This is a genomic window from Flavobacterium sasangense DSM 21067, from assembly GCF_000686885.1.
Taxonomy (GTDB): Bacteria; Bacteroidota; Bacteroidia; order Flavobacteriales; family Flavobacteriaceae; genus Flavobacterium; species Flavobacterium sasangense.
Genome location: NZ_JMLU01000024.1, coordinates 28,120 through 50,416 on the forward strand (window position 1 = coordinate 28,120; position 22,297 = coordinate 50,416).

Genomic DNA, 22,297 nt, shown 5'->3' on the forward strand with positions numbered 1-22,297 from the left:
TATCTGTTTTCATTTTGTAATTTGATTAAATAACAATTACAAGTCTTTTTTATTGAATTTTCGCATAGAAATGAAAAACGGAATAATCGCCCACAAACTCAACAACACGAATGAAACTAATAACCCAACTGAAGTTCCGAAGAAATCTTTAAAAATTGCTCCAGTATATCCCATCATAGCGGAAACATCTAAATGCAAAAGAATTTGAATTCGAGCTAAATCTATCGGACTAAAAGCAGTGATACCAACCATCATGTTTTCGATTGGATATTCAGCTAATTGGAAGAGTAAAAACAAAACCATTCCGTCAAATAATAGTGCGAAATACAACCAAATCATTATGGCTAAACCAATTCCTTTTGCTTTATCTCGGGTTAAAATCGAACTCAAAAATGCCAATGCAACAAAGATGACTGAAATCAAACAACCATTGAGCAACATCATAAAACCAACACTATCAGGAGAATTTACTAACAAAGGAATTCCTGCCCCAATAAAAAACGCAAAAACCATTGCCGTGGATAATCCGAAAAATAAACTCAACCAAATCTTTCTTCTTTTGATAGGTTGACTTAGTAAAAGTTCAATAAATTCGGCACTATTGTACAAATAAATCGTAGCAAATAAAATGGAAACCAACGGAACTGTGAATAAAATCACATTCAAAATCGTCAGTAATCCTTTTGATGAATTGTCTTCTAATGCAAAAGAACTCCAAGATAAAATAGACAAAATCAGCGTGTAAGCCAAAACGATTTTGTTTCGGATAATGTCGGATAATATGATTTTAATGATTCGGTTCATTTTGTTTGTTCTTTAAAATTTTGGCAATTGCTTTTGAGATTTTCTCTTCGCCAGTAGTAGATTTTAATTCTTCTACTTTTTGATGAAAATGTACTTTTCCTTCTTGCATAAAAATGATTTCGGTAATTAAATCGTCCAATTCACTCAACAAATGAGATGTAATCAAAATCAATTTTCCTTTTTCTTTCTCTTTTATGATTTTTTCTTTTAAAACCTCAGCCGCTAAAGGATCTAAACCAGCAGTAGGTTCGTCTAAAATCAATGCATCTGGATTAAAAAGAAAAGCTAAAACAGCACTTACTTTTTGGGTTGTTCCACCAGATAAAGTGCGCATTTGCTTGTCGAACATTTTTTCTAATTCGAAAGCGTGCAACAAATCTTCATCCAAATCATCTGATGAATTTCGAATCTTTTTAATCATTTCGATAATTTGACCAATTGTCATATTATCAGGATATCTTCCTATTTGTGGCATATAACCAATTTTTTCGCGATACAAATACTCACCTAAAACGGAATTTCCATTAAAATGAATCGTACCCGAATCTGGCAACACCATTCCTAAAACCGATTTTATCAAAGTGGTTTTTCCACAACCATTCGGACCAATTAAAGCGATACATTCTCCTTTTTTACAAGAAAGATTAATGTTCTTTAAAACTTCAAATTTTCCAAACTTTTTCTGCAATTCTTTTATCTCAATCATAGCGGCAGTGACTTCATTAAAGGCTTATTATCTACAAAATTATCAGGTGTTATACTGGGTAATACTTTTTCAGATTTATCTAGCAACGTAATCATAAAACTTCTATACAACAACATAGAAGAAGGCGTATTTTCGGTAAGCACGGCAAACAAACTTAACGGATGATACGGAACATCGCCCATTCCATCTTTGTCTAAATCGTAACCTTCATATTTGTCCCAATAATTCGCATTGAATGTATTTAAAACCAAACTTCCATTGGTACTAATATCGAAAGTATTTTTCAAGAAATTATTATTTACGATTTCGTTTTCCATACAGCTCGCTTGGATTTTCATGCCCCAACCATTCGATTCGAAACTATTTTTCTCAACTTTGATTCGAGACGTTCCTTCCATGTAGATTCCAGAAGTATTACGTGCAAAACGATTATTGAAAATATAACTATCTGCAATTTCTTTCAGCAATAATCCGTAAGCCGAATCGCCCCAATTTTCCTCAAAATAGTTATTAAACATTTTTACATTTTTGGTAAACATTACGGCTACTCCTGCTCCATTGTTCTTGAAAACATTGGTTATGTAAGCATCATCATTAGAAAACATGAAATGCAATCCGTATCTCACGTTATTGTTAGAGATGTTTCTCCAAATTACAGATTGGGTTACAAATTCGAAATAAATACCGTCGCGATGACCTGTGATTTTATTTCCGATGATTTGCAAATTTGAACTTTTCCAACAGTGAATTCCATTTCCAATTAACTGTTCAGCTTTACCGTAAGCTTTAATTATATTATTCTTAACGATACAATTTGTACTGTTTTGAAGGTAAATTCCAAAGAAATTGTTATCGAGAATGTTCCCTTGAATTGTGACATTATTTTTATCATAAACACGAATTCCACAAGGATCATTTAAAGCAGCGTGACCCGAATTAATTACTTTAAATCCTTTTACCACCACATCATTGGCATTGATAGATAATACTTCTTTTTTATGTTGGCCATCTAAAACAGGGAAGTTCTTTCCAATAAAATAAATCTTTTTATTGATTAAAATCGTTCCCTCTTTATAAATGCCCGAATCTACAAGAATTGTATCGCCATCTTTTGCTAATGCAAGGGCTTGCTTGATTTTCTTCACTGGAAAGTTAGCACCTACCTGAATAGTAGCCGCTTTCCCAATTGAAAAAAACAATAGGAATACTATGAAACTAATTTTTTTCATTAATACATTGTGAAAACTTGTTCCCAAGTTAACATTTTGGCATTAAGTTGTTTTTGAAAATCATCTTGGTCTTTATCGGATGCAAAAGCGGCAAAATTACCTCGCATTGGAGAATTAATCGAACCTCCATGCAAGTAAAAACATTGCTCGGCTGGAATTAAAGTATTGTCTTTTGCGTAATCGTTAACAAAGAAAGATTGCACTTGAACATTCGTATTTTCTTTCGTATAGTGCATCATACAAGATAAATCGTCAAACTTGTAGTAACGTCCTTTTTTAGTTAATAATTCAGCACCAAATTTTCCGTTCGAAATGGTCATTTTGCAGAATTCACAAGAGTCTACATTCAATTTGATAGGTTTTGGTTCGTTTGAAACACAAGAAATAATAAGAAGCGACGAAAATAAAAGTACAATCTTTTTCATAACTAAATAGTTTGTTTTCTTTTGAATAAATTGAATTCTTTAAATACAATGTAAAATAACATGACACCAGCAGCAATTAAATACCATCCTCCAATATCAGGAACAGAATAAGCTCCAAAATTTAATAATTGCTTGTATCCAATTAATGGAGGTTGATAGGCCATTCCAGGCACTTTAATAGCGGCATTCGGATCTAAATTGTGTCCGTATTCGTAATTCCAGCGGTAAAAATCTACTCCTGCTAAGATAACGAAAAGTATAAAGGTTCCGAAAAATGCTAGTACGAATTTTCTGTTATTGATAAAAATCAACGCAATAGAAATTAATGAAAAAGCACCAACAATATAAGGCAAGATTTTGAATTCGATAAAATTTTCGGTATGTAAAGTTGCCATTCCGATGTAGTGATTTAAGCCGTTAATGATTTCTACATCGCCACCAATTTTATTAGCATGTAATTTTAGCACCAAACCTTCAGGATATTGAGGCGCATCTAAATCGATTTGCCACATAGGCACAAATAAAGAACCTATAAACAATCCTGCAATGATAAATAAAAGGATTTTTGAAACTAAAGCAAGTTTTGTAGTTTCCATACAATTGAGTTTAAAAAAGGGACAAAAGTTACTTTGCCCCTTTTGTTAAAAATTTATTTTGTTGCTGGTACGTTTGTTCCTAAACTAAATTGTAGTGGAACATTTGAACCTTTTGGAGATACTCTAATGTATCCTTGCATTTCTTGGTGTAACGCACTACAGAAATCGGTACAGTAGAATGGGAAAGTTCCTACTCTATCTGGAATCCATTTTAATGTAGTAGTTTCTCCAGGCATGATTAATAATTCACCATTGTTAGCACCTTTCACTGCAAATCCGTGAGGTACATCCCAATCTTGTTCTAAGTTGGTTACGTGGAAATATACTTCATCACCAAGGAAAACACCTTCAATATTATCAGGAGCAAAGTGAGATCGAATAGACGTCATGTACACATGCACTTTGTTTCCTTCTCTAACCACTTTGGCTTCTTTTTCACCTTTTGCAGCATAAGGATGTTTGTTATCTTCTAATTTATAGAATTTCAACTGTCCGTTGTTTCGAATTAAATCCGCTGGAGCTGCTTGTGCGTAATGTGGCTCTCCAATGGTTGGGAAGTCTAAAATTAGTTTCATTTTATCTCCACTAATATCAAATATTTGAGCCGATTGTGCTAATTCAGGACCTGTTGGTAAATAACGGTCTTTTGTAATTTTGTTGTAAGCAATTAAGTATTTACCAAATGGTTTTTTACTATCACCACCAGGAATACATAAGTGACCTACAGAATAATATGTTGGAACACGGTCTAAAACTTTTAATGTTTTAATATCCCATTTCACTACTTCAGAAGAAACGAAGAAAGTCGTATAAGCATTTCCTTTTCCGTCAAATTCAGTGTGTAATGGACCTAAGCCTGGTTTTTGAACTTCACCATGTAAAGCAGCTTCGTATTTCACCACTGGAATTCCTCCATAATCACCTTCAAATTTTTTCCCTTTGATGGCTGCTTGTAATTTATCAAAACTAAACACAGGAATTAAAGCTGCTAATTTACCTGAACCTACGATGAATTCTCCTGTTGGATCAACATCACAACCGTGAGGCGATTTTGGACAAGGAATCATGTAACAGATATCTTTTAATTCAGAAGCATCTAAAACCAATACTTCATCTTTCATAGTAGATTTAGCAGAGTGTGTAGACTCTTCCCAAGTGTTATGTGCATATTTCACTTTTTGTTTTTTACCTTTTCCAGCTTTGATGTATTCTTCTGCTTTTTTCCAGTTCACTGCCATGATAAAGTCTTTATCTTTTTGAGAAGCGTTCACTTCTAACAAAGTATTGGCTTGTTCTGTGTTGTAGCAAGAGAAGAAGAACCATCCGTGAGATTTTCCTTTACCAGCGTGAGAAAGGTCAAAATTTACACCCGGAGTCACAATTTGGAAAGCCAAATCCATTTCTCCCGATTTTTTATCCACGCTTACAAAACTGATGTGTCCTTTGTAATTTTCTTTATACGTGTTGATTGGAACGTCTCCATTAGAATAATCGGCTGGAACACTAAAACGAGTACCCGCTACCACATATTCTGTATTTTCAGTAATGAATGGAGAAGAGTGATTACCTCCACTGTTCGGAAGTTCGATAATTTCAGCTGTTTTGAATGTTTTTAAATCAATTCTAGCAATACGCGGGGTATTATTAGCATTCCCAAAAACCCAACGACCGTCAACTTCACCGTTAGTTTGAGACATTTCGGTGTGGTGTAAATCGTCCCAAGGCACGAATCCGTGAGAGGTATTTAACATTGGTTTTGTTTCTTCGCTGTATCCCCAACCCTTTTCTGGGTCAACCGAAAATACGGGAATAACTCGGAATAAACGTCCGCTTGGTAATCCGTAAACACTTAACTGTCCACTAAAACCACCTGAAACGAAATTGTAAAACTCATCGTATTTTCCTGGTGCAACATACGCCTTCTCAGCAGCATCGCCACTTACAGCATCTCCTGAGCTTTTTGGCTTACAGGAAGTTACCAAAGCACTTCCTAGGGCAATTACTAAAACTGCCTGTACAAATTTATTTTTCATGATATATGTAGTTAAATTAAGGTATCGTATTACTTTCACTTAACACAATACCCTTTTATGTTTATTTCACACCGTCATTTTTACGCATATACTCAAGAATTCCTCTAGCTTCGTCGTCTGAAATACCTTGATTAGGCATACGAACCAAACAAATTTCCAATTGCGCTTGAACCTCTGGATCTTTGTCAATCATTGGATCTGGATTAGTAATAAAGTTCATAATCCACTCTGGTTTTCTTCTTTCTGTAACCCCTTTCCAACCTGGGCCAACTAATTTTTCATCTGTTGTTTTGTGACATGATGCACATTTTACACCCGCTACTTCTTCTCCTTTTTTTGCTAAAGCTTGGTCTAAAGTAGCTCCCAATTCAACTGTGTCAAATTTTCCTTCACCACGTTTTGGATCATACGATGCTGGATCAGCAGCTTCTGTTGTTGCTTCACCTCCACCTGGCTGATAATTGTCTTCAGCAGATGCTTCTTTTTTACCACATGCTATAGCTAAAGCAAGAGATAAAACAAGTAAAATCGATTTGTTCATGATATTTTAATATTAAAATTATTACTACAAATTTATGAAATTGAGTGCTTTAAAAGTATGATTACAATCATAAAAAAGGATATTTTTATCTTTATTATTAACAATTGTTGAACAAAAAAGGCTGTTTCCAAAAAATGAAAACAGCCTTTTACAAAAACCTACTTATAAAAATTAAATAACCCTCATTATTAAGTAATTATCTTTTAAACTGGAATCGTATTGAATTCTAATTTATTCAATTGTAATTCCAATTGTAAAATATCGTTTTGAATTTTTGAATTCTTTTCCTGAAAAACCGATTTGTAATAATCTATCCCATTTAAAAGATTCGCTTTAAATGTTTCCCATTTTTTAATTTGTTGGGGAGTAATTTCTAAAACTTCATTTATTTGGTTAGTCAAATACGAAACATACAAACCTAATTCTTTCACAAACATATTAGGTCTATCGGTATGATTTTCGATTTCTTTTTTGCCGTAAATATGTTGAATCATCTCTTTCAATGAAAATTCTCTAGAAAAGTAAGCCATATTTGGACCAGGACAAACCACAACACCTTGCGCTTGACCTTTGATTGGAATTCCTAATTCGATATGACTTGCATTTGCTAATCCCACACACAAACATGATTTTTCTGTAATTGAATTGTATTCTTTCGTGTAAGCTTCAAACGAAATGCTATCACGTTTTGCTTCTAATTCTTCTAATTTCTTGTCTTGATGCTTTTTAGATGCGGTACAAGTACCTTCTTTTTTGTATTCTTTACTTAAAGCTAAATATTTCTTTGGGCAAGAACTTCCTGCTTTTCCTGAAGCGATACGTTGGCTTTTAAAGAAATCATTTGTCATTCCTTTAATCGTATTGAACGGAACTCCCAAAGGCGAAATGTTACTTAAGTACAAATCTTTTTCTTTCGCATCCGCCAATAATTTTCTAGTTTCAGCATCAACCGAAGTCGCTTCTGGAACTAAAAGAAACGGTGAACCCCAACCCACAGCATCCACTTGATAATGATCTAATAAAAACTGATGTTCTTTCGCTGTTCCTACTCCGCCTTGAACTGTGATTTTTAAAACGGGTGGTTCGTTTGGAACTTCTTTATTTTTTGACGCTAAAGCATTTGTCAATAGCGAAAAAGCCGATTGAATCAACTCGTCTTTCTTGTTTTTGAATTCTTCTAAAATTGGGCCTAATAAAAAACCATCAGTAGCAAAAGCGTGACCTCCACAATTTAAACCTGATTCGATTCGATATTCGGAAACCCAAAGTCCTTTTTTAGCTAAAAAATTTCCTTGAATCATTGCCGAACGGAAATCACTTACTTTCAAAATAATTTTCTTCTGAAATTGTCCGTTTGTATTTGGATAAAAAGCATCGAAAGTTTCCATGTAACTGTACAATCTTGGATTCATTCCAGCAGAAAAAACTACGGATGAATTTGTGGTACTGTTTACAAAACCTCTTAAAGCTGCATGCGCATCGTTGTACATTACTGGCAATTGTTCGTCGTTACTAAAATTATCTTTGTCGATTTTCGTCATGATATTCACATCGATGCTTCCTGCTGCAAAATGATGGTCAAGAATCGATTTTAATTCCATCATATTGTTTTTTCCTGAATCGATTAAATGCTCTAATTTGATTTTTAATTCGGAAGTTGTTGGCAAAATGGCGATAAAATCTTCTAATTGTGTTCTTTTTTCAATCAATTCCGATTTGAAACTTTCGAATTTTTGAGTAACAACTGTATCGAGTAAATTCAAATAATTGGTGATTCTTTTGGCTCTAAAATCTTCTACTTTTTGTGAGATTTCTTCATACGGTTGCTTGAATTTTTCGGCATAAAAAGCGGTCATTTTTTCAATCAAATCGTCATCCATAATCGAAATTACAGAATCAATTCCGTATTGCGCAACTCGCACTGGACTATCAATAGTGAACGCCAATCCCATAACAGGAATGTGAAAAGTGTGTACGTTTTTTTGTAAAGTCATATTGTTTTCTTGGTTAATTTTTGCATTCTATTTATTTCTTAACAAAATAAATAGTGACAAATAAAATACAATCCTTCAGATTAATATATGATTATTATCATGCTTTGAAAATTGGAAAAATTTAAAGTAAAATCACTAAAATAATTCCCATTAAACCACCAAAACCTAATATCAAATATTTCCAAAAAGGATGTGCTTTTTTTAATTCCATAAACTGAAAAGCTACTAACCAAAACTTAATTAAAGCTAAAGTCACGACCGCTGTTGCCATAATTTCTGCACTTACATTTAATGCTAAAAAAGCAGCAATTATAGTCAGTGCCAACAACAAAATAAACGTAGAAGAAATAGTGTCTTTCATAATCTTACATTTAAAAAAGTAAATAAAGTACAGGAAATAAAAGCAACCAAATTAAATCGCACATGTGCCAAAAACTGGCACTAGCTTCGATGTCTTCAAAGGATGCTTCGGTTTGTTTTTTTCTGATGGAAAATGTAATTACTAATAAGATTACCAATCCCACCAAAACATGTATAAAATGAAAACCCGTTAATAACCAATAAAATCTAAAAAACGAATTGTAATCCATGTGCAATCCGGCTTCTAATTTTTCGTAATATTCAAATGATTTTAGAACCAAGAATCCGAAACCTCCAAGCATTGCCCAATTGAAATAAAACAACGCTTTTTTGATGTTAGCGGCTTTAAAAAAACAGATTCCTTTGGCTACAAAAAATCCGCTGGTTAACAACAAAATCGTGTTTATAGTTCCAATTGTTTTATTCAGTTTTAAACTACTGCTGTGAAACAATTCGCGTTCTTCTGAACCGTAATAAGCTAATGCTAAAATCGCCATTCCGAAAGTGATGAGTTCCAAATAAATAATAATCCAAATTAAAATACCTCCTGGCGGATAATATATTGATTTTGTATTGTTCATGATTGTAATAATTCAACTTTACCTGTGTGTAAATCGTAAAATGTTCCTACTATTTTTATTTTTTTCTGATGGACCAAATCTCTAATAATTTTGCTCGAAGAGAGAATGTGATCTATGGTGGAAAGAACGTTCAACCGACCTGTTTCATCTGATAAATGTTCGGGTAATGGATACGTTCTATGATGACTAAATGCCACTTTTATTTGATTGGTTAATTGTGTTAAATGTCCTAAATTCACATTATCAATTGCACCTTGAACCGCACCACAATTGGAATGTCCTAACACAACCAACAATTTTGTTCCTTTTACTTTAACGGCATATTCCATACTTCCTAAAATGTTTGGATCTTCAATATTTCCAGCAACTCGTGCTACAAATAAATTTCCAATTCCTTGGTCAAAAACAATTTCTGGCGGCACACGAGAATCGATACAAGACAACACAAAAGTGTGCGGATGTTGGTCTTTTTCAGAATAGTGAGCTTCATCAATGAAATCATGATGCATCGGTACATTATTAACATAACGCTGGTTTCCTTCCATCAATTCTCTCAAAGCTTCATTTGCCGTTTTTGGAACATGATGATGCTCGACAGTTTCACACGAAAAAATAAAGATGATAAAAATGCTGAATAAAATCGTACCTATAATTCTCATAACTCTTTCTATTAATTATTCCATTCTAACAATCGTTTTTCGCCGTTAATTTGTTTGATATCTGTAATATCTTGTGACATTTCGATTACGCCTTTATATCTTTTTTGAGTATCTCTAACTGCAAAATAGCGAATGTAAATCAGACGTTCTTTGTAGTTAATCCAGAAAGAAGCTTCGTTTTGCTCGCCTTTTCTAAACGCTTCTAAAATTTGCAAAACGGTATCCACACTTTTAGGCGGATGACAAAAACGAACTTCTCTACCAATAATTCCGGCACTTCTTGGAAACACGCGTTCTTCGCCTCGATTGTAGAAAATTACTTTATCGTTTTCATCAACATAAGTTAAATCGATGGGTAACGTTTTGAAAAGTAAGTTTACTTGTTCAATTGTCATGAAACCTTCATCATAATGCGCTGCATTTTCGTTGAAAACCACATCGGTTCTGCGTTCTGTATCTTGAGAAGGATGAATGTATTCTGATTCTTTGGGGAATTTTGGTGGCGCTTCTGATAACATCCAACCAATTTCGTCTTCTCCTTTTCGCATTTTAATCCAATCCTCTTCTGATAGCATTTCTAAAGCATTTGGAAACAACACGTTTTCTTCTACTTCAAGTAATCGATATAAATTTTGAGAGATTAAATTGGTATTGTGTTTAGCGGAAGTGAAATCTTGGTCATCCAAATTTTTTCTAACAATGCGAAACATTTCTCTAATCGTATCGTGAAACGACCACATATTGCGAGAAGGTCCTGTCCAACCTTTTTGTTCTAAAAACGGAAATAATTGATTTTCTTTTCGTTCAAAACGTTTTTCAACAGTTGCTAAATGATTGAAAACATTGTAAAATTTCTGAAATTCTTCTTTTGGATTTATGCTATTCAATTCTTCCAATAACTGATGAATCAAATCGGTTTCTAAGAAATAAGTATGAATGGGATGTCCTTCAATCACGTTTGTATGTGTTTCTGATGTTGCCATTTTATTGATGTTTGATTTTCTCATAAAGTTTTACCAATGATTTTAGTAAAGCTTCGGGAGAGGTTAATATTTGATAATGATTTTGACCGAACATTTGCGGTAAATAATATTTGGCTTGCGCTTCGATGGCTAAAGCATACGAATTGATTTTTCGTTCGTTCAGTTCTCGCAACGCTTGTTTGATGTCTTGAATTCCGTGTTGTCCTTCGTATTTATCGTAATCGTTTGGTTTTCCATCGGAAAGCACGATAATCCATTTGTTTTTGGCATCCAATTGATCCATTCGTGCGCCAGCGTGACGTAATGCGGGACCAATTCGAGTATAACCATTAGGCTCAACAGCTCCGATTTTATGTTTGGCTTTGTTCCAACTTTCGTTGAAATCTTTCAAAGTCAGATAAGTCGTGAAATTTCTAGTTTTGGAATAAAATCCATCAATCGCAAAATCGATATCGAATTCATGCAGAATTTCGCCAAATAAAATAGAAACTTCTTTTTCTACATCAATCACTCGATTTCCTGCGGCATAACCATCGCTTGAAAGACTAATATCTAACAAAACTAAAATCGCAATATCTTTGTTTTTCTTTCTTTGCGATAAATAAATGCGTTCGTCTGGCGATTTTCCAGAATGAATGTCGGTATATAAATCGGTTAACGCGTCTAAATCGAAAGCGTCACCTTGTAATTGTCTTCGTTGTTGTTGCATTTTATTATTTACGCTGGTAAGCATTTTTCGTAAACCATTTAAAGTGGTTTTGTACTTCGCCATAGTATTTTTATAATAAGTTGCGTGGGTTTTGAGTTGGGTTTTTGGATACACTTTACAGAAATTAGTCAAGTAATTACGTTTTTTAAAATCCCACTCGTCATATTTTAGATGAAAGCCTTTTTCATCTACCTCAGCACTTTCGGCAATGGAAGTATTCTCAACAAAATCGGCTTGATATACAGAATGTACCATATCATCCACACGAACCGTAAACTTCATGTTCATTTCTTCCAAGGCTTCTTGATGGTCTTTTAAATCGTCTTTTCCATCAAAATCACGCCAATTTCCGTTGAATTCTTCTGCAGTTTCAATTTTCTCGAAACTGTGCATTAAGACATAATCTTCTTGTTGTTTTTTGTCAATAGTAAGCGATTCAATTTCTTCAACGGCTTTCGCATGAAGCGTGGTTTCGGCTACGACATTGTTTTTTATTTTTTTAGTATTGTCATCGAAATTTTGCAATACATTTTCGGATTCAATTTCGGGTGTGTTTTTCATCCATTTTCCGTACAACCAAGAATAATCAATGGATTGGTCTTTTTTATTAACGGGTAATTTTGGCACCGCATCATAATAAAACTCTTGCATGGATGGATAATTTTCAAACATTTTTCCAATGACTAATGGCGCAGTTTCAAAAGCTTTTTCCAAAGAAAGTTCTGGTGAATTATCTTGGTTATCCCAATTGAAATTCAGTTGTTTTTGAATACTCAAATACACTGTTCTGAAAAAATAGAATTTCAGATTTTCTTCTTTTGTTGGGAATAGCGAACAATTTATTGGAAGAAAGAAGTTTTTGTTTTTGTAACCGCCTTCGCGTTCGGCTGGAAAAATTTCGATTGGCACACCACAAATCGCTCTAGCAAAAAGAGTCAATCGTGGTTTAATATCAGATAAGTTGATTTGACGGCTCAGAATTTCGGCATCATTGAGTCGTTTATTTTTAAAGTACTTGAGTACTTTTTTATAGATAATTTCGTCTAATTCTAAGCCCATAACTCCAATCTTTAAATCATTAAATCGCACAAATCGTTTAAAGCTTGAATGGTTTCTTGCTCGTCTGTTAAAGGTTCAACAACGGCAACGTGAACGGCTAATCGTTTTGGTAATCCGTTATTTATAAGTTTCGCGGCGTCCACTAATAAACGGGTGGAAACGGTTTCGGTTAGGCCTAATTCGGTAAGATTTCTAATTTTTGTTCCAATAGTGACTAACTTTTGAGCGATATCGGCTTGAATTCCGGTTTCATTAATTAAAATTTCGGCTTCTATTTTTGGATTGGGATAATCGAATGAAAGTGCTACAAATCGTTGACGAGTAGAAGGTTTTAATTCTTTGAATCCTTTTTGATATCCTGGATTAAACGAAGCTACCAAAAGAAAATCAGGATGTGCTTTGATGGTTTCTCCTAATTTATCAATAAAAAGTTCTCTTCTATGATCGGTTAAAGAGTGAATAGCTACGATGACATCAGGACGCGCTTCGGCAACCTCATCTAAATATAAAATGTATCCGTTTTTTACGGCTATGGATAAAGGTCCGTCAATCCAAATGGTTTCGGCTCCTTTGATGATAAAACGTCCAATTAAATCGGTTGCTGAAGTTTCTTCGTGACAACTTACGGTGACTAATGTTTTGTTTACTTCATTCGCCATATATTCGATAAAACGGGACTTTCCAGAGCCGGTTGGACCTTTCAATAATAAAGGCAATCGCAATTGGTTGATTTGATTGAAAATTTCAATTTCTGAACCTACTGCTTTATAAAATATGGTTTTTTCTGCTACTATCATGGCAATTTATTTTTGAAAAAACCGAAACCAAAAGCGGGCAGCGACAACTCTGGGCAATTGGTCTCGGCTGGTTATTAATTGTGTAATTCTAACCCTTAATAATTAATAACTATTCTTTTACAAGAGCTTCATCTGTAGGTTTACCGTATTTGATAAACTCTAAAATGTATAACGTAATTCCAGTTGCAAAAAGAGAAGCACAAAGCAGTAATACTACAAAATGAATACTGATTTCGTTTTGAACATCCATGAAATCCATTTTCATTTTACGTTCCATGTACACTTGGGCAACACCTGCTACACCAAAAGCTACTGTCATTCCTAACATTCCGATATTAGACAACCAAAACGCCATGTGACCTCTTGTGCTGTCGTATAATTTTCTTCCTGTCATATTAGGCATTGCATAACTAATAATTGCTAAAACAATCATAGCGTAAGCGCCCCAGAAAGCATAGTGACCGTGCATTGCTGTTACTAAAGTTCCGTGCGTGTAAATGTTGGTTTGTGGTAAAGTGTGCGCAAATCCTAACAATCCAGCTCCAATGAAAGATACAATAGAAGCTCCGATTGTCCAGAATAATGCAATTTTGTTTGGATGTGATTTTTCTCCTTTTCGGTACATATATACTGCGAATAATGCCATTGCCAAGAACGCTAACGGTTCTAATGCTGAGAAAATTCCACCTACGATTAACCAAATTTTATTTACTCCGATGTAGTAGTAATGGTGACCTGTTCCTAATAAACCAGAAAGGAATGTTAAACCAACGATTACATATAACCATTTCTCGATAACTTCTCGGTCAACACCAGTAAGTTTGATTAATAAGTATGATAAAATACCACCCATTATTAGTTCCCATACACCTTCAACCCATAAATGCACTACCCACCAACGGAAGAATGAATCCGTAACTTGGCTATCGAACCAAATCATACCCGGTAAGTATAATAAAGCAGCAAAAACCAATCCCATTGTTAAAACTAATGAAGTTGTTGTTCGTCTTTCTGCTTTGAATAAAGTGGTGAGGATTAATCCCAAGAACAGTAAGACATTTATAACTACTAAAACATCTAATTCTCTTGGAATTTCAAGGAATTTTCTTCCTTCCCAAATATTAAAGTGATAGCCAACGATTGCTAAAACTCCAACAACCGCCAAAGAAATCAACTGTACATAGGCCAATTTCACATTGACTAATTCTCTTTGTGCTTCTTCAGGAATGATATAATAAGCGGCTCCCATAAAACCGGTTAATAACCAAACTACTAATAAATTCGTGTGAACAGCTCTTGCTGTATTGAACGGAATAAAATCGTGAAGACCATCCATTCCAATTCGGGCAAAGCCCATAATAAAACCATAGATAATTTGTAATGCAAATAATAACATGCATAATCCAAAGAACCAATACGCTACTTTTTGTGATTTATATTTCATATCTTCTAAATTTTGGATTATTCTTCTTTAGCTAAAGGTGAAACCACGCGTTCAAACCCATTCAAATCAATGTTTCCTATCCATTTGAAATAGGCAATTACAGCTTCGGCATCGGCATCGTTCATTTCGTATTTTACCATTTTTCTGCCTTTTGGTCCCCAAGGAATTGGCGATTGTAAAACGGCTTTTACATAGCCTTCTCCTCTTCTTTCGATTACTTTGGTAAGTTCAGGTGCGTAGTAGCCTCCTTCCCCAAGTATGGTATGACAACCCATACAATTATTCGATTCCCAGATTTCCTTTCCTCGAATAACTTTTGCATCAATCTTATCATGATAAGTTTGATCATTTTTAGGCATGAACGAGTAAATGGTTAAGCCGATAAAGACTAAAAAGGTTACTACGGTTCCTCCTAAAAAAAATGCTCGTGCTTGTGATTTTGATAACATATTTTAGATATTAGTTAGAAATTATAAAGGATATTTTTATCCTTTAATTAAGTACAAAATAACTGCCAAAAAAAAACATTCGTTATGATTCAAATCATACTATGAAAATTAAATTAAGGATAAATTTGTCTTTTATTTAAACAATACATCATTATGGTAATAGATTCAAACAAAACAGTGGGAAACATAGTAGCAGATGATTATAGAACTGCAGGTGTTTTCAGTCAACTAGGTATCGATTTTTGTTGTAAAGGAAACCGAACAATCGATGAAGTATGTGCAAAAAAAGGCATTGATAAATATGCGCTTTTAGACGAATTAGAACGTGTTACGGCAAACAACAACAATCAAGGAATCGATTTTAAATCTTGGGAATTAGATTTATTGATTGATTATATTGAGAAAAAACACCATCGTTATGTGGAAGAAAAAATTCCACAATTGCTATCGTTTTTACTTAAATTGGAACAAGTACATGGCGCTCAACATCCAGAACTTTTTGAGATTAAAAAATTATTCAAAAGAAGTGCGGATGAATTAACGCAACACATGAAAAAAGAAGAGTTAATTCTGTTTCCTTTTATCAAAAAAATGGTAGAGGCTAGTCGAAATAATACACCCATCAACAATCCCGGATTTGGTTCTGTTGCCAATCCTATTGCGATGATGATGGAAGAACATGAAAATGAAGGCGAACGATTTGAAAAAATTGTAGAATTATCAAACAACTACACTCCACCAGCAGATGCTTGCAACACGTACAAAGTCACTTATCAAATGTTACAAGAATTTGAAGCGGATTTACATGCGCACATTCATTTAGAAAATAATATTTTGTTTCCAAGTGCCATTGTTTTACAAGATAAGTTTTATTAGTTAATTAGGTTCTTTAAAAGGAGTCGTTTTGGTAAACAGGACGATTCTTTTTAAAGTAAAAGGACTGCTAATGTATTTTAGCAGTCCTTTTTTAATTAAATATAACCCATTTATAATTAATCTATTTTTTATGAGTAAACAATTGCGGATTAAATGAAACCATTACCCATGCCCAATTGTTACCATTTGAATTGTTTCCTCCTTTTAAAATTTCCATAGTATCGCTGGCAAACATTTTTGAAACACCTCCAGAAATTACAAGGTTTTTATCCATTTTATAAGTAGCTGTTAAATCGATTTCTGTACCTAAATAACTATCTTGTTCTTCTAAAGTAGCCATGTTGTAAACCGAAGCAGCGCTATAAAAAAGATGTGGAGCTAACATTACTTGCCATTTATTCTTGTCGTAAATGAATTTAGTGTAAACATCTTGCAATCCTACTGAGTTTTTATGATTCCCAACATAGAAATAATCCATTAAACCATTGAATCCGTGATTGGTTCCAAATAAAGGGGTGAACGATTTTACTTTAGTATCGGTATCATTTTGATCTTTTCCAGATAAATATTCGAAACCTAATTCGGCTTTGAAAGGATTGGTGAATTTATATCCCAAATTAAATCCCGCATAATACGCACCAACAGCAACTTTATCATTAGCTACAGCAGCTTCACCTGTTTGAGCATACAAACCGAAATCTCCATAAAATTTTGAAACATCCCATTTTCCATATGTTCCAATAGTTTGCAAATAGGCAACTTGGAATTTATTTTCAGTTAAATTTTCATATTGGTAGCCATTATTCAATGCTAAAAAGCTCAAACTTACTTTTGAAAATTTCTGATTGAACCAAATAAACTGCATGTTTTTATAGTTCGTTACATAAGCGGATTCGTATAAGGCTTCGTTGTTATTATTTAACGCTGCACCAAAATCCAATTGGTAGCCATTTTTCTTATTGGTAACCAAAACGGCATCGTGACTTTGACCTTGTTGCAACCAATCGATTCCGCCCATAATTCTTTGATTATCGTAAGAAAGTACTTGTCGCCCGAATTTTGCTGTCCAATTCGTATTGAAATCATACGAAATCCAAGATTCGAATAACGCTACTCCGTTTTTATCCGATGGAGAAGTGGTTGCCACATCACCCCAAACTCTAACGTTTTGAAACGAAACATTGGCTTTGAATTTTTCTTGCTTGTAGAAGAAATTCATTCTTGAGCGTTGGGAAACAAACGAAGTGGGATAGAAATCGTCTTTCATTAATTCTTTAAAACCATTTCGGTATTCAAATCGTGGTCGTAGTTGTAGGTTGACTTCTAACTCTTGAGCAAAAGAACCTACGGTTGAAATTGCAAAAGCAACTGCAACTAGCATTTTATTTTGAAGTTTCATGTTGTATTGTTTTTTTTGGGGGAAGCCACTACTCTACTTTAGCTGCTTCTTCTTTGATTTTTGAAACCGTTTTATCGTAACTAACTCCTAACCCTTCTTGTTGGAATGCTAATTCCCCCTCCGCATTAAATACACTGATGATATTGGAATGTGAGAAATCTATCGGAGATATTTTTTTATAATTTACGGCTAAAACTGCCGCGAATTCTCTAGTATTTTCTTCATTAGAACGCAAGAAAACCCATTGATTTCCTGTCATTTTATTTTCAATAGAGAATTCTTTCAAACGTTTTGGAGTGTCAACTGTTGGGTCAATACTTACTAAAACTAATTGTACTTTGTCTTTGTATTCTTCTGGAATTTTGGCTTCAATATTTCGCATATCAGCAACTAATCTTGGACAAGCCGCTTTACATGAAGTGTAAATCATCACCATAACAAGAACTTTTCCTCTTAATTCTTTCAATTCAATATCTTTTCCGTCTTGATTGGTCCATTTTTCAGGTAAGTTGTAAATTGATAAATCGGTTATAGGTTTATCTTTTATATCTTGTTTTTCTTCTTTTGCATTGCACCCGATTAATAAAAGGGAAGCAATTACGAATAAAATTATCTTTTTCATGACTCATTTTTTTAATTGAAAACTCAATTAGCGATGTTTTTGGCACATCGGAAACCTAAATTTTTTGTAGTATAGTTTGCTTTTATACTGCCTCTGAAAGCGTAACGCATAAAAGCGGCATAATTCATTAAATCAGTGGCGTTGACAGAACCGCTTCCGCAGAACAAATCTTTATCGGTATCTTTATCTTTTCTGGATTCTCCTGATAAAAAGATACTATTGAAATCGAAAGTCCATTCCCAAACTAATCCGTGCATATCGTAAACGCCCCAGTAATTCTTGAATGTTTTCCCTACAGAATTGTTGTAGGTTTTGTTTTTTTCGTACCAACTCAAGATATATTTATTGAATTCTTCTCTTGAACGAGCGTCTTTTCGTTTTTCATCTGCCATGGCTACATATTCCCATTCATCTAAAGTGGCTAATCTTTTACCTTGACATTCGCAGTATTCTTTTGCAGCAAACCATGAAATATTAGTCACTGGCGCATTGGCATTTAATTGTCCGAAACTTAAGTCGCCACTCCATTCTGATAAATAAGTTGTATTGGCAAAAAGGCGTTTGATTTTTGATTTTCTGTAATTCGGATTTTTTTTCAAAAATTCTAAATATTGTTGATTCGTAACCGGATATACATCTAACAAAAAGGATTTAATGAACACTGGTTTCTTATCTGTTGTTCCATATAACGGAACGTAACTCCCTGCTCCAATGGTTACCATATCTTTGGGTACCTGAGAAAAAGAAATGGAAACCCAAGATAATAAAATTAGGCAGTAGTGAAATCGTTTAATAAATTGAGCTTCCATTCTTCAGTTTGTTTATTGTTTATACTTATTTTTTACCTCTTTGTGCTTTTACCATAGCAGGAGTAACTTTTGTATTGTTATTTCCCCAACTACTATAAACATAAGTCAGTACATCCGCTACTTGTTGGTCGCTTAGTCCTTGACTAGTCATCGCACTATTGAATTTTTTTCCATTTACAGTAATAGGTCCGCTCAATCCGTTTAATACCACTTTAATGGCTCTGTTAACATCTTTATTTAGGTAATCAGATTTTGCTAAAGGAGGAAACGCATTTGGAATTCCTTGTCCGTTTGCCTGATGGCATGCGATACATGTTTTATTAAAAATTGCTTTACCTTTATTTACATCCTGAAATGCCACTACTTCAGATGTTTTAGTTGTTGGTAATTTAAAACTGATTAAAGTTCCGGTTACGATAAGTGCGATGGCACTCAATACTATTTTTTTCATTTTGTATTTATTCTATTTATTTGATTATTATTCGTGCATATCTTTTGATTTTGGAGCTGGTTTCGCTCTTTGTGTTTTAACCATTTCAGGAGTTACTTTAGTTTTGTTGTTACCCCAACTGTTGTACACATATGTTAAAACATCTGAAATTTCTTGATCGGTAAGGTTTTGACTAGTCATTACTGAATTGAATTTTTTACCATTTACAGTAATTTCACCACTTAATCCGTGAAGAACTGCATTAACTGCTCTGTTTGGATCTGCGTTTAAGAAATCAGATTTTGCTAATGGAGGGAAAGCACCCGGAATACCTTGACCTTCTGATTGGTGACAAGCAAAACATGTTCTTCCATAAATATTTTTACCATCTGTAATTTGTTGAGCTAATGTTTTATTTACCACGACATCTTTTCCATTACCTGATTTTGGCATGTTTTGAATCGTTCCACCTTCTGGATGATAAATTCCTTCTTGTGTTGTTCCTGAGTAAATTTTAGCGTTTTCAGCACCTTCTACTTTTAACATTCCTAATGCTCCTTTATTGAACGCTCTGAATATTGAGTGATCTACCAAAATGAAAGTTCCTGGAACATCCACTTTGAATTCTACAATTGCAGAACCACCAGCCGGAATTAATGTTGTTTGAACATTTTTATTGATAGCATCGCCACCTTCAATATGAACTCTGTCGAAAATCTCTCCAATAACGTGGAACGAAGAAACTAAATTTGGTCCACCGTTACCCATATAAATTCTAACGGTTTCTCCTACTTTAGCTGTTAAGGCTTTGTCTCCTGTTAAAGCCCCAACTTTCCCATTAAAAACTACATAATCAGGATGTTCATCAACAGCTTTTGTCATATCGAAAGGTTGCATTCCAGGTTCTCCATTTTTTCCTTTGGTATAAAAATCACCTTGCATTACGTAGTATTCTTTATCTACTGGAGGTAAACCACCTTCTGGTTCTACCAAAATTAATCCGTACATTCCGTTTGCAATGTGCATCCCTACAGGAGCTGTAGCACAGTGGTACACATATAATCCTGGATTGATACATTTGAAATTAAAAGTTTTTTCATGTCCTGGTGCTACTAATGAAGAAGCAGCTCCACCACCTGGCCCCGTAACGGCGTGTAAATCGATGTTGTGAGGCAATTTGTTGTCTGGGTGATTTTTCAAAGTAAATTGTACTTCATCACCTACTCTAGTTCTAATAAAACTTCCTGGAACACTACCTCCAAAAGTCCAGTAAACATACTTAACACCGTCGGCCATTTCCCCTTCGATTTCTTTAATTTCCATGTTTACAATTAATTTTTTAGCAGGACGATCTCCAACAGGTTTTGGTACGAATGGAGGCGCTGTCAATTCTGCAATCATTTCATCACCAACAGAGATATCAGCATAGTTGGTTGTTGAGTCACCGTTCTGTTTACATGCGATACTTGCTGCACAAGCCACACATAGTACAAGAACTTTTTTAATAAAATTACTCATGGTAGAAAAAATTAGTTTTAAATATTGGTTTCAATAATAGTTTCGTTACTATCATTTTATAGGTCAAAATTAAAGGACAAAAACATCCTTTAATATGATAAAAATCATGTTTCGAAAAAAAGTTTAGAAATCACTATTAAATAGAAACAAAGTATTGAAGATAATATTTGACTAAATCAATCAAAATATAAAAATTGAGAGCCTATACTTTAACTTTCAATTTCTATAAAGTGTCAAACTATTGGCTTGATATTTACAAATCCTAAGAAAAACAATGTCTAAATAATTTATTAAAAATAAAGATAATAGATATCGTTTTGAATCTGAAGACAATTCCTTCTCATTAAATTTTATTTTCAGAGAGTTTATAATTTTTATCTTAACAAAAAAACTTTACAACATAATCATATTATACACTAAAAACTAAGGAATAAATTAAAAAGAGGTAAATTTGTAATTCATTTAAAAAAGATTCATATTCCATAAATAAAATGATATGGCAAAATATTCGGTAGTTTTTCATCCTTCTGAAACCGTTATTGAAGCGGTCAAAGAACTCAAAGAACAATTGAGTGCTAAAATTGGATGGTATCCGAGTAAGAATTCTTTAGCTCACGTTACTATTTGTGAATTTGAATATGAAGATGAAACATATGAAAATATAAAATCGAGAATCGCCAATTACTGTCGTTATCAAAATCCTTTTGAAGTTACGTTTAATGAGTTTGACAATTATACAAATGGTGCTTTTTTTATTGCTCCCAAAGCCGAAAGCAAAACCAAAATGGCTGAAATCATGAAGGAAATTCCGAAACAAATTCAATTTCCAGTGAGTCATAAAAGTACGGAACCACATATTTCAATTGGAAGACAACTTACTGAATCCCAACTCAAAATAGCCTATAATTTATTTGAAACTGTAGATTTGAATTTCATTTGCGAAGGCATCACCATCCGAATTTTCAATCCCGAAAGAAAACAATATGATGTGCTTGAAACAATCCCTTTTCTGAGTGAAATGGAACCTGAAAAAGAACAATTAACCTTGTTTTAATTATTCTTTCGTACTCATTTTAATCTGCAAATGATTCAACAACACTTGGTATTTACTGATTTCTCGCAACACCATTTCGTCATCAGTAGCGTCCATCATATCGTCTAAATCATCACTCACTTCAATTAATTTAATACTGGCTTCCGAAAAATTCTTTATCGCCATGTTATCAATAATCAATTGAATGTTTTTTTTTATTTCTGAAAATCTATCTTCCATT

The 22,297-nt window shown here is 33.8% G+C and carries 23 protein-coding genes and 1 pseudogene; 2 read left to right on the forward strand and 22 right to left on the reverse strand.

Translation table 11 applies throughout. The features are described from left to right. Positions 1 to 36 precede the first annotated feature (36 nt). The 16 genes from BP92_RS0110650 to BP92_RS0110725 form a co-directional block, all read right to left on the reverse strand. A complete protein-coding gene (locus BP92_RS0110650; protein ID WP_026726056.1) occupies positions 37 to 804 on the reverse strand; it encodes an ABC transporter permease subunit in 768 nt (255 codons plus the stop codon). Next, the gene (locus tag BP92_RS0110655; protein ID WP_026726057.1) at positions 788 to 1,510 is read right to left on the reverse strand and encodes an ABC transporter ATP-binding protein; all 723 of its coding nucleotides are present in this window, start codon (positions 1,508 to 1,510) and stop codon (positions 788 to 790) included. Before BP92_RS0110655 ends, BP92_RS0110650 begins: the two co-directional genes overlap by 17 nt. Next, a complete protein-coding gene (locus BP92_RS0110660) occupies positions 1,507 to 2,739 on the reverse strand; it encodes a nitrous oxide reductase family maturation protein NosD (protein ID WP_026726058.1) in 1,233 nt (410 codons plus the stop codon). Before BP92_RS0110660 ends, BP92_RS0110655 begins: the two co-directional genes overlap by 4 nt. Continuing rightward, positions 2,739 to 3,164 carry a nitrous oxide reductase accessory protein NosL gene (locus BP92_RS0110665; RefSeq protein ID WP_035693309.1) on the reverse strand — a complete coding sequence of 142 codons (426 nt, stop codon included), beginning with the start codon at positions 3,162 to 3,164 and terminating at the stop codon, positions 2,739 to 2,741. The genes BP92_RS0110660 and BP92_RS0110665 overlap by 1 nt, the downstream gene beginning before the upstream one ends. Before the next feature lie 2 nt (positions 3,165 to 3,166). Beyond that, positions 3,167 to 3,760, reverse strand: coding sequence for a hypothetical protein (locus BP92_RS0110670; protein ID WP_026726060.1), 594 nt, complete (start codon positions 3,758 to 3,760; stop codon positions 3,167 to 3,169). A 53-nt stretch (positions 3,761 to 3,813) separates the two neighbouring features. Continuing rightward, entirely contained in the window at positions 3,814 to 5,793 is a 1,980-nt protein-coding gene (gene nosZ / locus BP92_RS0110675) for a Sec-dependent nitrous-oxide reductase (RefSeq protein WP_026726061.1), read from the reverse strand. A gap of 61 nt (positions 5,794 to 5,854) precedes the next feature. Next, positions 5,855 to 6,334, reverse strand: a complete 480-nt coding sequence (locus BP92_RS0110680; protein WP_026726062.1) for a c-type cytochrome — start codon at positions 6,332 to 6,334, stop codon at positions 5,855 to 5,857. A 203-nt stretch (positions 6,335 to 6,537) separates the two neighbouring features. Next, positions 6,538 to 8,328, reverse strand: coding sequence for a hypothetical protein (locus tag BP92_RS0110685; protein WP_026726063.1), 1,791 nt, complete (start codon positions 8,326 to 8,328; stop codon positions 6,538 to 6,540). Between the two features lie 121 nt (positions 8,329 to 8,449). After that, the gene (locus tag BP92_RS0110690; protein WP_051604449.1) at positions 8,450 to 8,689 is read right to left on the reverse strand and encodes a cytochrome C oxidase subunit IV family protein; all 240 of its coding nucleotides are present in this window, start codon (positions 8,687 to 8,689) and stop codon (positions 8,450 to 8,452) included. 10 nt (positions 8,690 to 8,699) lie between these two features. Further along, positions 8,700 to 9,269: a cytochrome c oxidase subunit 3 gene (locus BP92_RS0110695; protein WP_026726065.1), complete on the reverse strand. Its 570-nt coding sequence runs from the start codon at positions 9,267 to 9,269 to the stop codon at positions 8,700 to 8,702. Continuing rightward, a complete protein-coding gene (locus tag BP92_RS16150; RefSeq protein ID WP_051604450.1) occupies positions 9,266 to 9,928 on the reverse strand; it encodes a carbonic anhydrase in 663 nt (220 codons plus the stop codon). The genes BP92_RS0110695 and BP92_RS16150 overlap by 4 nt, the downstream gene beginning before the upstream one ends. 11 nt (positions 9,929 to 9,939) lie before the next feature. Then, complete coding sequence (locus tag BP92_RS0110705) at positions 9,940 to 10,911, reverse strand: DUF438 domain-containing protein (protein ID WP_035693326.1); 972 nt, start codon at positions 10,909 to 10,911, stop codon at positions 9,940 to 9,942. 1 nt (position 10,912) lies between these two features. Beyond that, positions 10,913 to 12,679 (reverse strand): nitric oxide reductase activation protein NorD, encoded by a 1,767-nt coding sequence (locus BP92_RS0110710; protein WP_026726067.1) that lies wholly within the window; start codon positions 12,677 to 12,679, stop codon positions 10,913 to 10,915. 11 nt (positions 12,680 to 12,690) lie between these two features. After that, positions 12,691 to 13,476, reverse strand: a complete 786-nt coding sequence (locus BP92_RS0110715; protein WP_026726068.1) for a CbbQ/NirQ/NorQ/GpvN family protein — start codon at positions 13,474 to 13,476, stop codon at positions 12,691 to 12,693. 109 nt (positions 13,477 to 13,585) lie between these two features. Continuing rightward, on the reverse strand, positions 13,586 to 14,920 hold the full coding sequence (locus BP92_RS0110720; RefSeq protein WP_026726069.1) for a cbb3-type cytochrome c oxidase subunit I: 1,335 nt from the start codon (positions 14,918 to 14,920) through the stop codon (positions 13,586 to 13,588). 17 nt (positions 14,921 to 14,937) lie between these two features. Continuing rightward, positions 14,938 to 15,369, reverse strand: a complete 432-nt coding sequence (locus BP92_RS0110725; protein ID WP_026726070.1) for a c-type cytochrome — start codon at positions 15,367 to 15,369, stop codon at positions 14,938 to 14,940. Positions 15,370 to 15,522: 153 nt separating this feature from the next. On the opposite strand from BP92_RS0110725, the gene ric reads away from it, so the two are divergent. Further along, positions 15,523 to 16,245, forward strand: coding sequence for an iron-sulfur cluster repair di-iron protein (ric, locus tag BP92_RS0110730; RefSeq protein WP_026726071.1), 723 nt, complete (start codon positions 15,523 to 15,525; stop codon positions 16,243 to 16,245). 121 nt (positions 16,246 to 16,366) lie between these two features. On the opposite strand, the gene BP92_RS0110735 is transcribed toward ric, so the two are convergent. From BP92_RS0110735 to nirK, 5 genes and pseudogenes are all read right to left on the reverse strand, one after another. Continuing rightward, positions 16,367 to 17,644, reverse strand: coding sequence for an alginate export family protein (locus tag BP92_RS0110735; protein WP_026726072.1), 1,278 nt, complete (start codon positions 17,642 to 17,644; stop codon positions 16,367 to 16,369). A 28-nt stretch (positions 17,645 to 17,672) separates the two neighbouring features. Further along, positions 17,673 to 18,266 carry an SCO family protein gene (locus tag BP92_RS0110740; RefSeq protein ID WP_026726073.1) on the reverse strand — a complete coding sequence of 198 codons (594 nt, stop codon included), beginning with the start codon at positions 18,264 to 18,266 and terminating at the stop codon, positions 17,673 to 17,675. A gap of 23 nt (positions 18,267 to 18,289) precedes the next feature. After that, the gene (locus BP92_RS0110745; RefSeq protein ID WP_026726074.1) at positions 18,290 to 19,075 is read right to left on the reverse strand and encodes a formylglycine-generating enzyme family protein; all 786 of its coding nucleotides are present in this window, start codon (positions 19,073 to 19,075) and stop codon (positions 18,290 to 18,292) included. 25 nt (positions 19,076 to 19,100) lie between these two features. Next, positions 19,101 to 19,427 (reverse strand): annotated as a pseudogene (locus BP92_RS0110750) (c-type cytochrome); the annotation flags it as partial. Positions 19,428 to 19,553: 126 nt separating this feature from the next. After that, positions 19,554 to 21,023: a copper-containing nitrite reductase gene (nirK, locus tag BP92_RS16155; protein WP_035693312.1), complete on the reverse strand. Its 1,470-nt coding sequence runs from the start codon at positions 21,021 to 21,023 to the stop codon at positions 19,554 to 19,556. A 496-nt stretch (positions 21,024 to 21,519) separates the two neighbouring features. On the opposite strand from nirK, the gene BP92_RS0110760 reads away from it, so the two are divergent. After that, positions 21,520 to 22,077 carry a 2'-5' RNA ligase family protein gene (locus BP92_RS0110760; RefSeq protein WP_026726076.1) on the forward strand — a complete coding sequence of 186 codons (558 nt, stop codon included), beginning with the start codon at positions 21,520 to 21,522 and terminating at the stop codon, positions 22,075 to 22,077. Here BP92_RS0110760 and BP92_RS0110765 read toward each other — a convergent pair whose 3' ends face one another. Further along, positions 22,078 to 22,296, reverse strand: coding sequence for a hypothetical protein (locus tag BP92_RS0110765; RefSeq protein ID WP_026726077.1), 219 nt, complete (start codon positions 22,294 to 22,296; stop codon positions 22,078 to 22,080). Between the last annotated feature and the right edge of the window lies 1 nt (position 22,297).

What these genes read in the sequence shown, in the direction of transcription:
- BP92_RS0110650 (WP_026726056.1), bottom strand. Translation starts at nt 804, where the DNA reads ATGAACCGAATCATTAAAATCATATTATCCGACATTATCCGAAACAAA.
- BP92_RS0110655 (WP_026726057.1), bottom strand. Translation starts at nt 1,510, where the DNA reads ATGATTGAGATAAAAGAATTGCAGAAAAAGTTTGGAAAATTTGAAGTT.
- BP92_RS0110660 (WP_026726058.1), bottom strand. Translation starts at nt 2,739, where the DNA reads ATGAAAAAAATTAGTTTCATAGTATTCCTATTGTTTTTTTCAATTGGG.
- BP92_RS0110665 (WP_035693309.1), bottom strand. Translation starts at nt 3,164, where the DNA reads ATGAAAAAGATTGTACTTTTATTTTCGTCGCTTCTTATTATTTCTTGT.
- BP92_RS0110670 (WP_026726060.1), bottom strand. Translation starts at nt 3,760, where the DNA reads ATGGAAACTACAAAACTTGCTTTAGTTTCAAAAATCCTTTTATTTATC.
- nosZ (WP_026726061.1), bottom strand. Translation starts at nt 5,793, where the DNA reads ATGAAAAATAAATTTGTACAGGCAGTTTTAGTAATTGCCCTAGGAAGT.
- BP92_RS0110680 (WP_026726062.1), bottom strand. Translation starts at nt 6,334, where the DNA reads ATGAACAAATCGATTTTACTTGTTTTATCTCTTGCTTTAGCTATAGCA.
- BP92_RS0110685 (WP_026726063.1), bottom strand. Translation starts at nt 8,328, where the DNA reads ATGACTTTACAAAAAAACGTACACACTTTTCACATTCCTGTTATGGGA.
- BP92_RS0110690 (WP_051604449.1), bottom strand. Translation starts at nt 8,689, where the DNA reads ATGAAAGACACTATTTCTTCTACGTTTATTTTGTTGTTGGCACTGACT.
- BP92_RS0110695 (WP_026726065.1), bottom strand. Translation starts at nt 9,269, where the DNA reads ATGAACAATACAAAATCAATATATTATCCGCCAGGAGGTATTTTAATT.
- BP92_RS16150 (WP_051604450.1), bottom strand. Translation starts at nt 9,928, where the DNA reads ATGAGAATTATAGGTACGATTTTATTCAGCATTTTTATCATCTTTATT.
- BP92_RS0110705 (WP_035693326.1), bottom strand. Translation starts at nt 10,911, where the DNA reads ATGGCAACATCAGAAACACATACAAACGTGATTGAAGGACATCCCATT.
- BP92_RS0110710 (WP_026726067.1), bottom strand. Translation starts at nt 12,679, where the DNA reads ATGGGCTTAGAATTAGACGAAATTATCTATAAAAAAGTACTCAAGTAC.
- BP92_RS0110715 (WP_026726068.1), bottom strand. Translation starts at nt 13,476, where the DNA reads ATGATAGTAGCAGAAAAAACCATATTTTATAAAGCAGTAGGTTCAGAA.
- BP92_RS0110720 (WP_026726069.1), bottom strand. Translation starts at nt 14,920, where the DNA reads ATGAAATATAAATCACAAAAAGTAGCGTATTGGTTCTTTGGATTATGC.
- BP92_RS0110725 (WP_026726070.1), bottom strand. Translation starts at nt 15,369, where the DNA reads ATGTTATCAAAATCACAAGCACGAGCATTTTTTTTAGGAGGAACCGTA.
- ric (WP_026726071.1), top strand. Translation starts at nt 15,523, where the DNA reads ATGGTAATAGATTCAAACAAAACAGTGGGAAACATAGTAGCAGATGAT.
- BP92_RS0110735 (WP_026726072.1), bottom strand. Translation starts at nt 17,644, where the DNA reads ATGAAACTTCAAAATAAAATGCTAGTTGCAGTTGCTTTTGCAATTTCA.
- BP92_RS0110740 (WP_026726073.1), bottom strand. Translation starts at nt 18,266, where the DNA reads ATGAAAAAGATAATTTTATTCGTAATTGCTTCCCTTTTATTAATCGGG.
- BP92_RS0110745 (WP_026726074.1), bottom strand. Translation starts at nt 19,075, where the DNA reads ATGGAAGCTCAATTTATTAAACGATTTCACTACTGCCTAATTTTATTA.
- nirK (WP_035693312.1), bottom strand. Translation starts at nt 21,023, where the DNA reads ATGAGTAATTTTATTAAAAAAGTTCTTGTACTATGTGTGGCTTGTGCA.
- BP92_RS0110760 (WP_026726076.1), top strand. Translation starts at nt 21,520, where the DNA reads ATGGCAAAATATTCGGTAGTTTTTCATCCTTCTGAAACCGTTATTGAA.
- BP92_RS0110765 (WP_026726077.1), bottom strand. Translation starts at nt 22,296, where the DNA reads ATGGAAGATAGATTTTCAGAAATAAAAAAAAACATTCAATTGATTATT.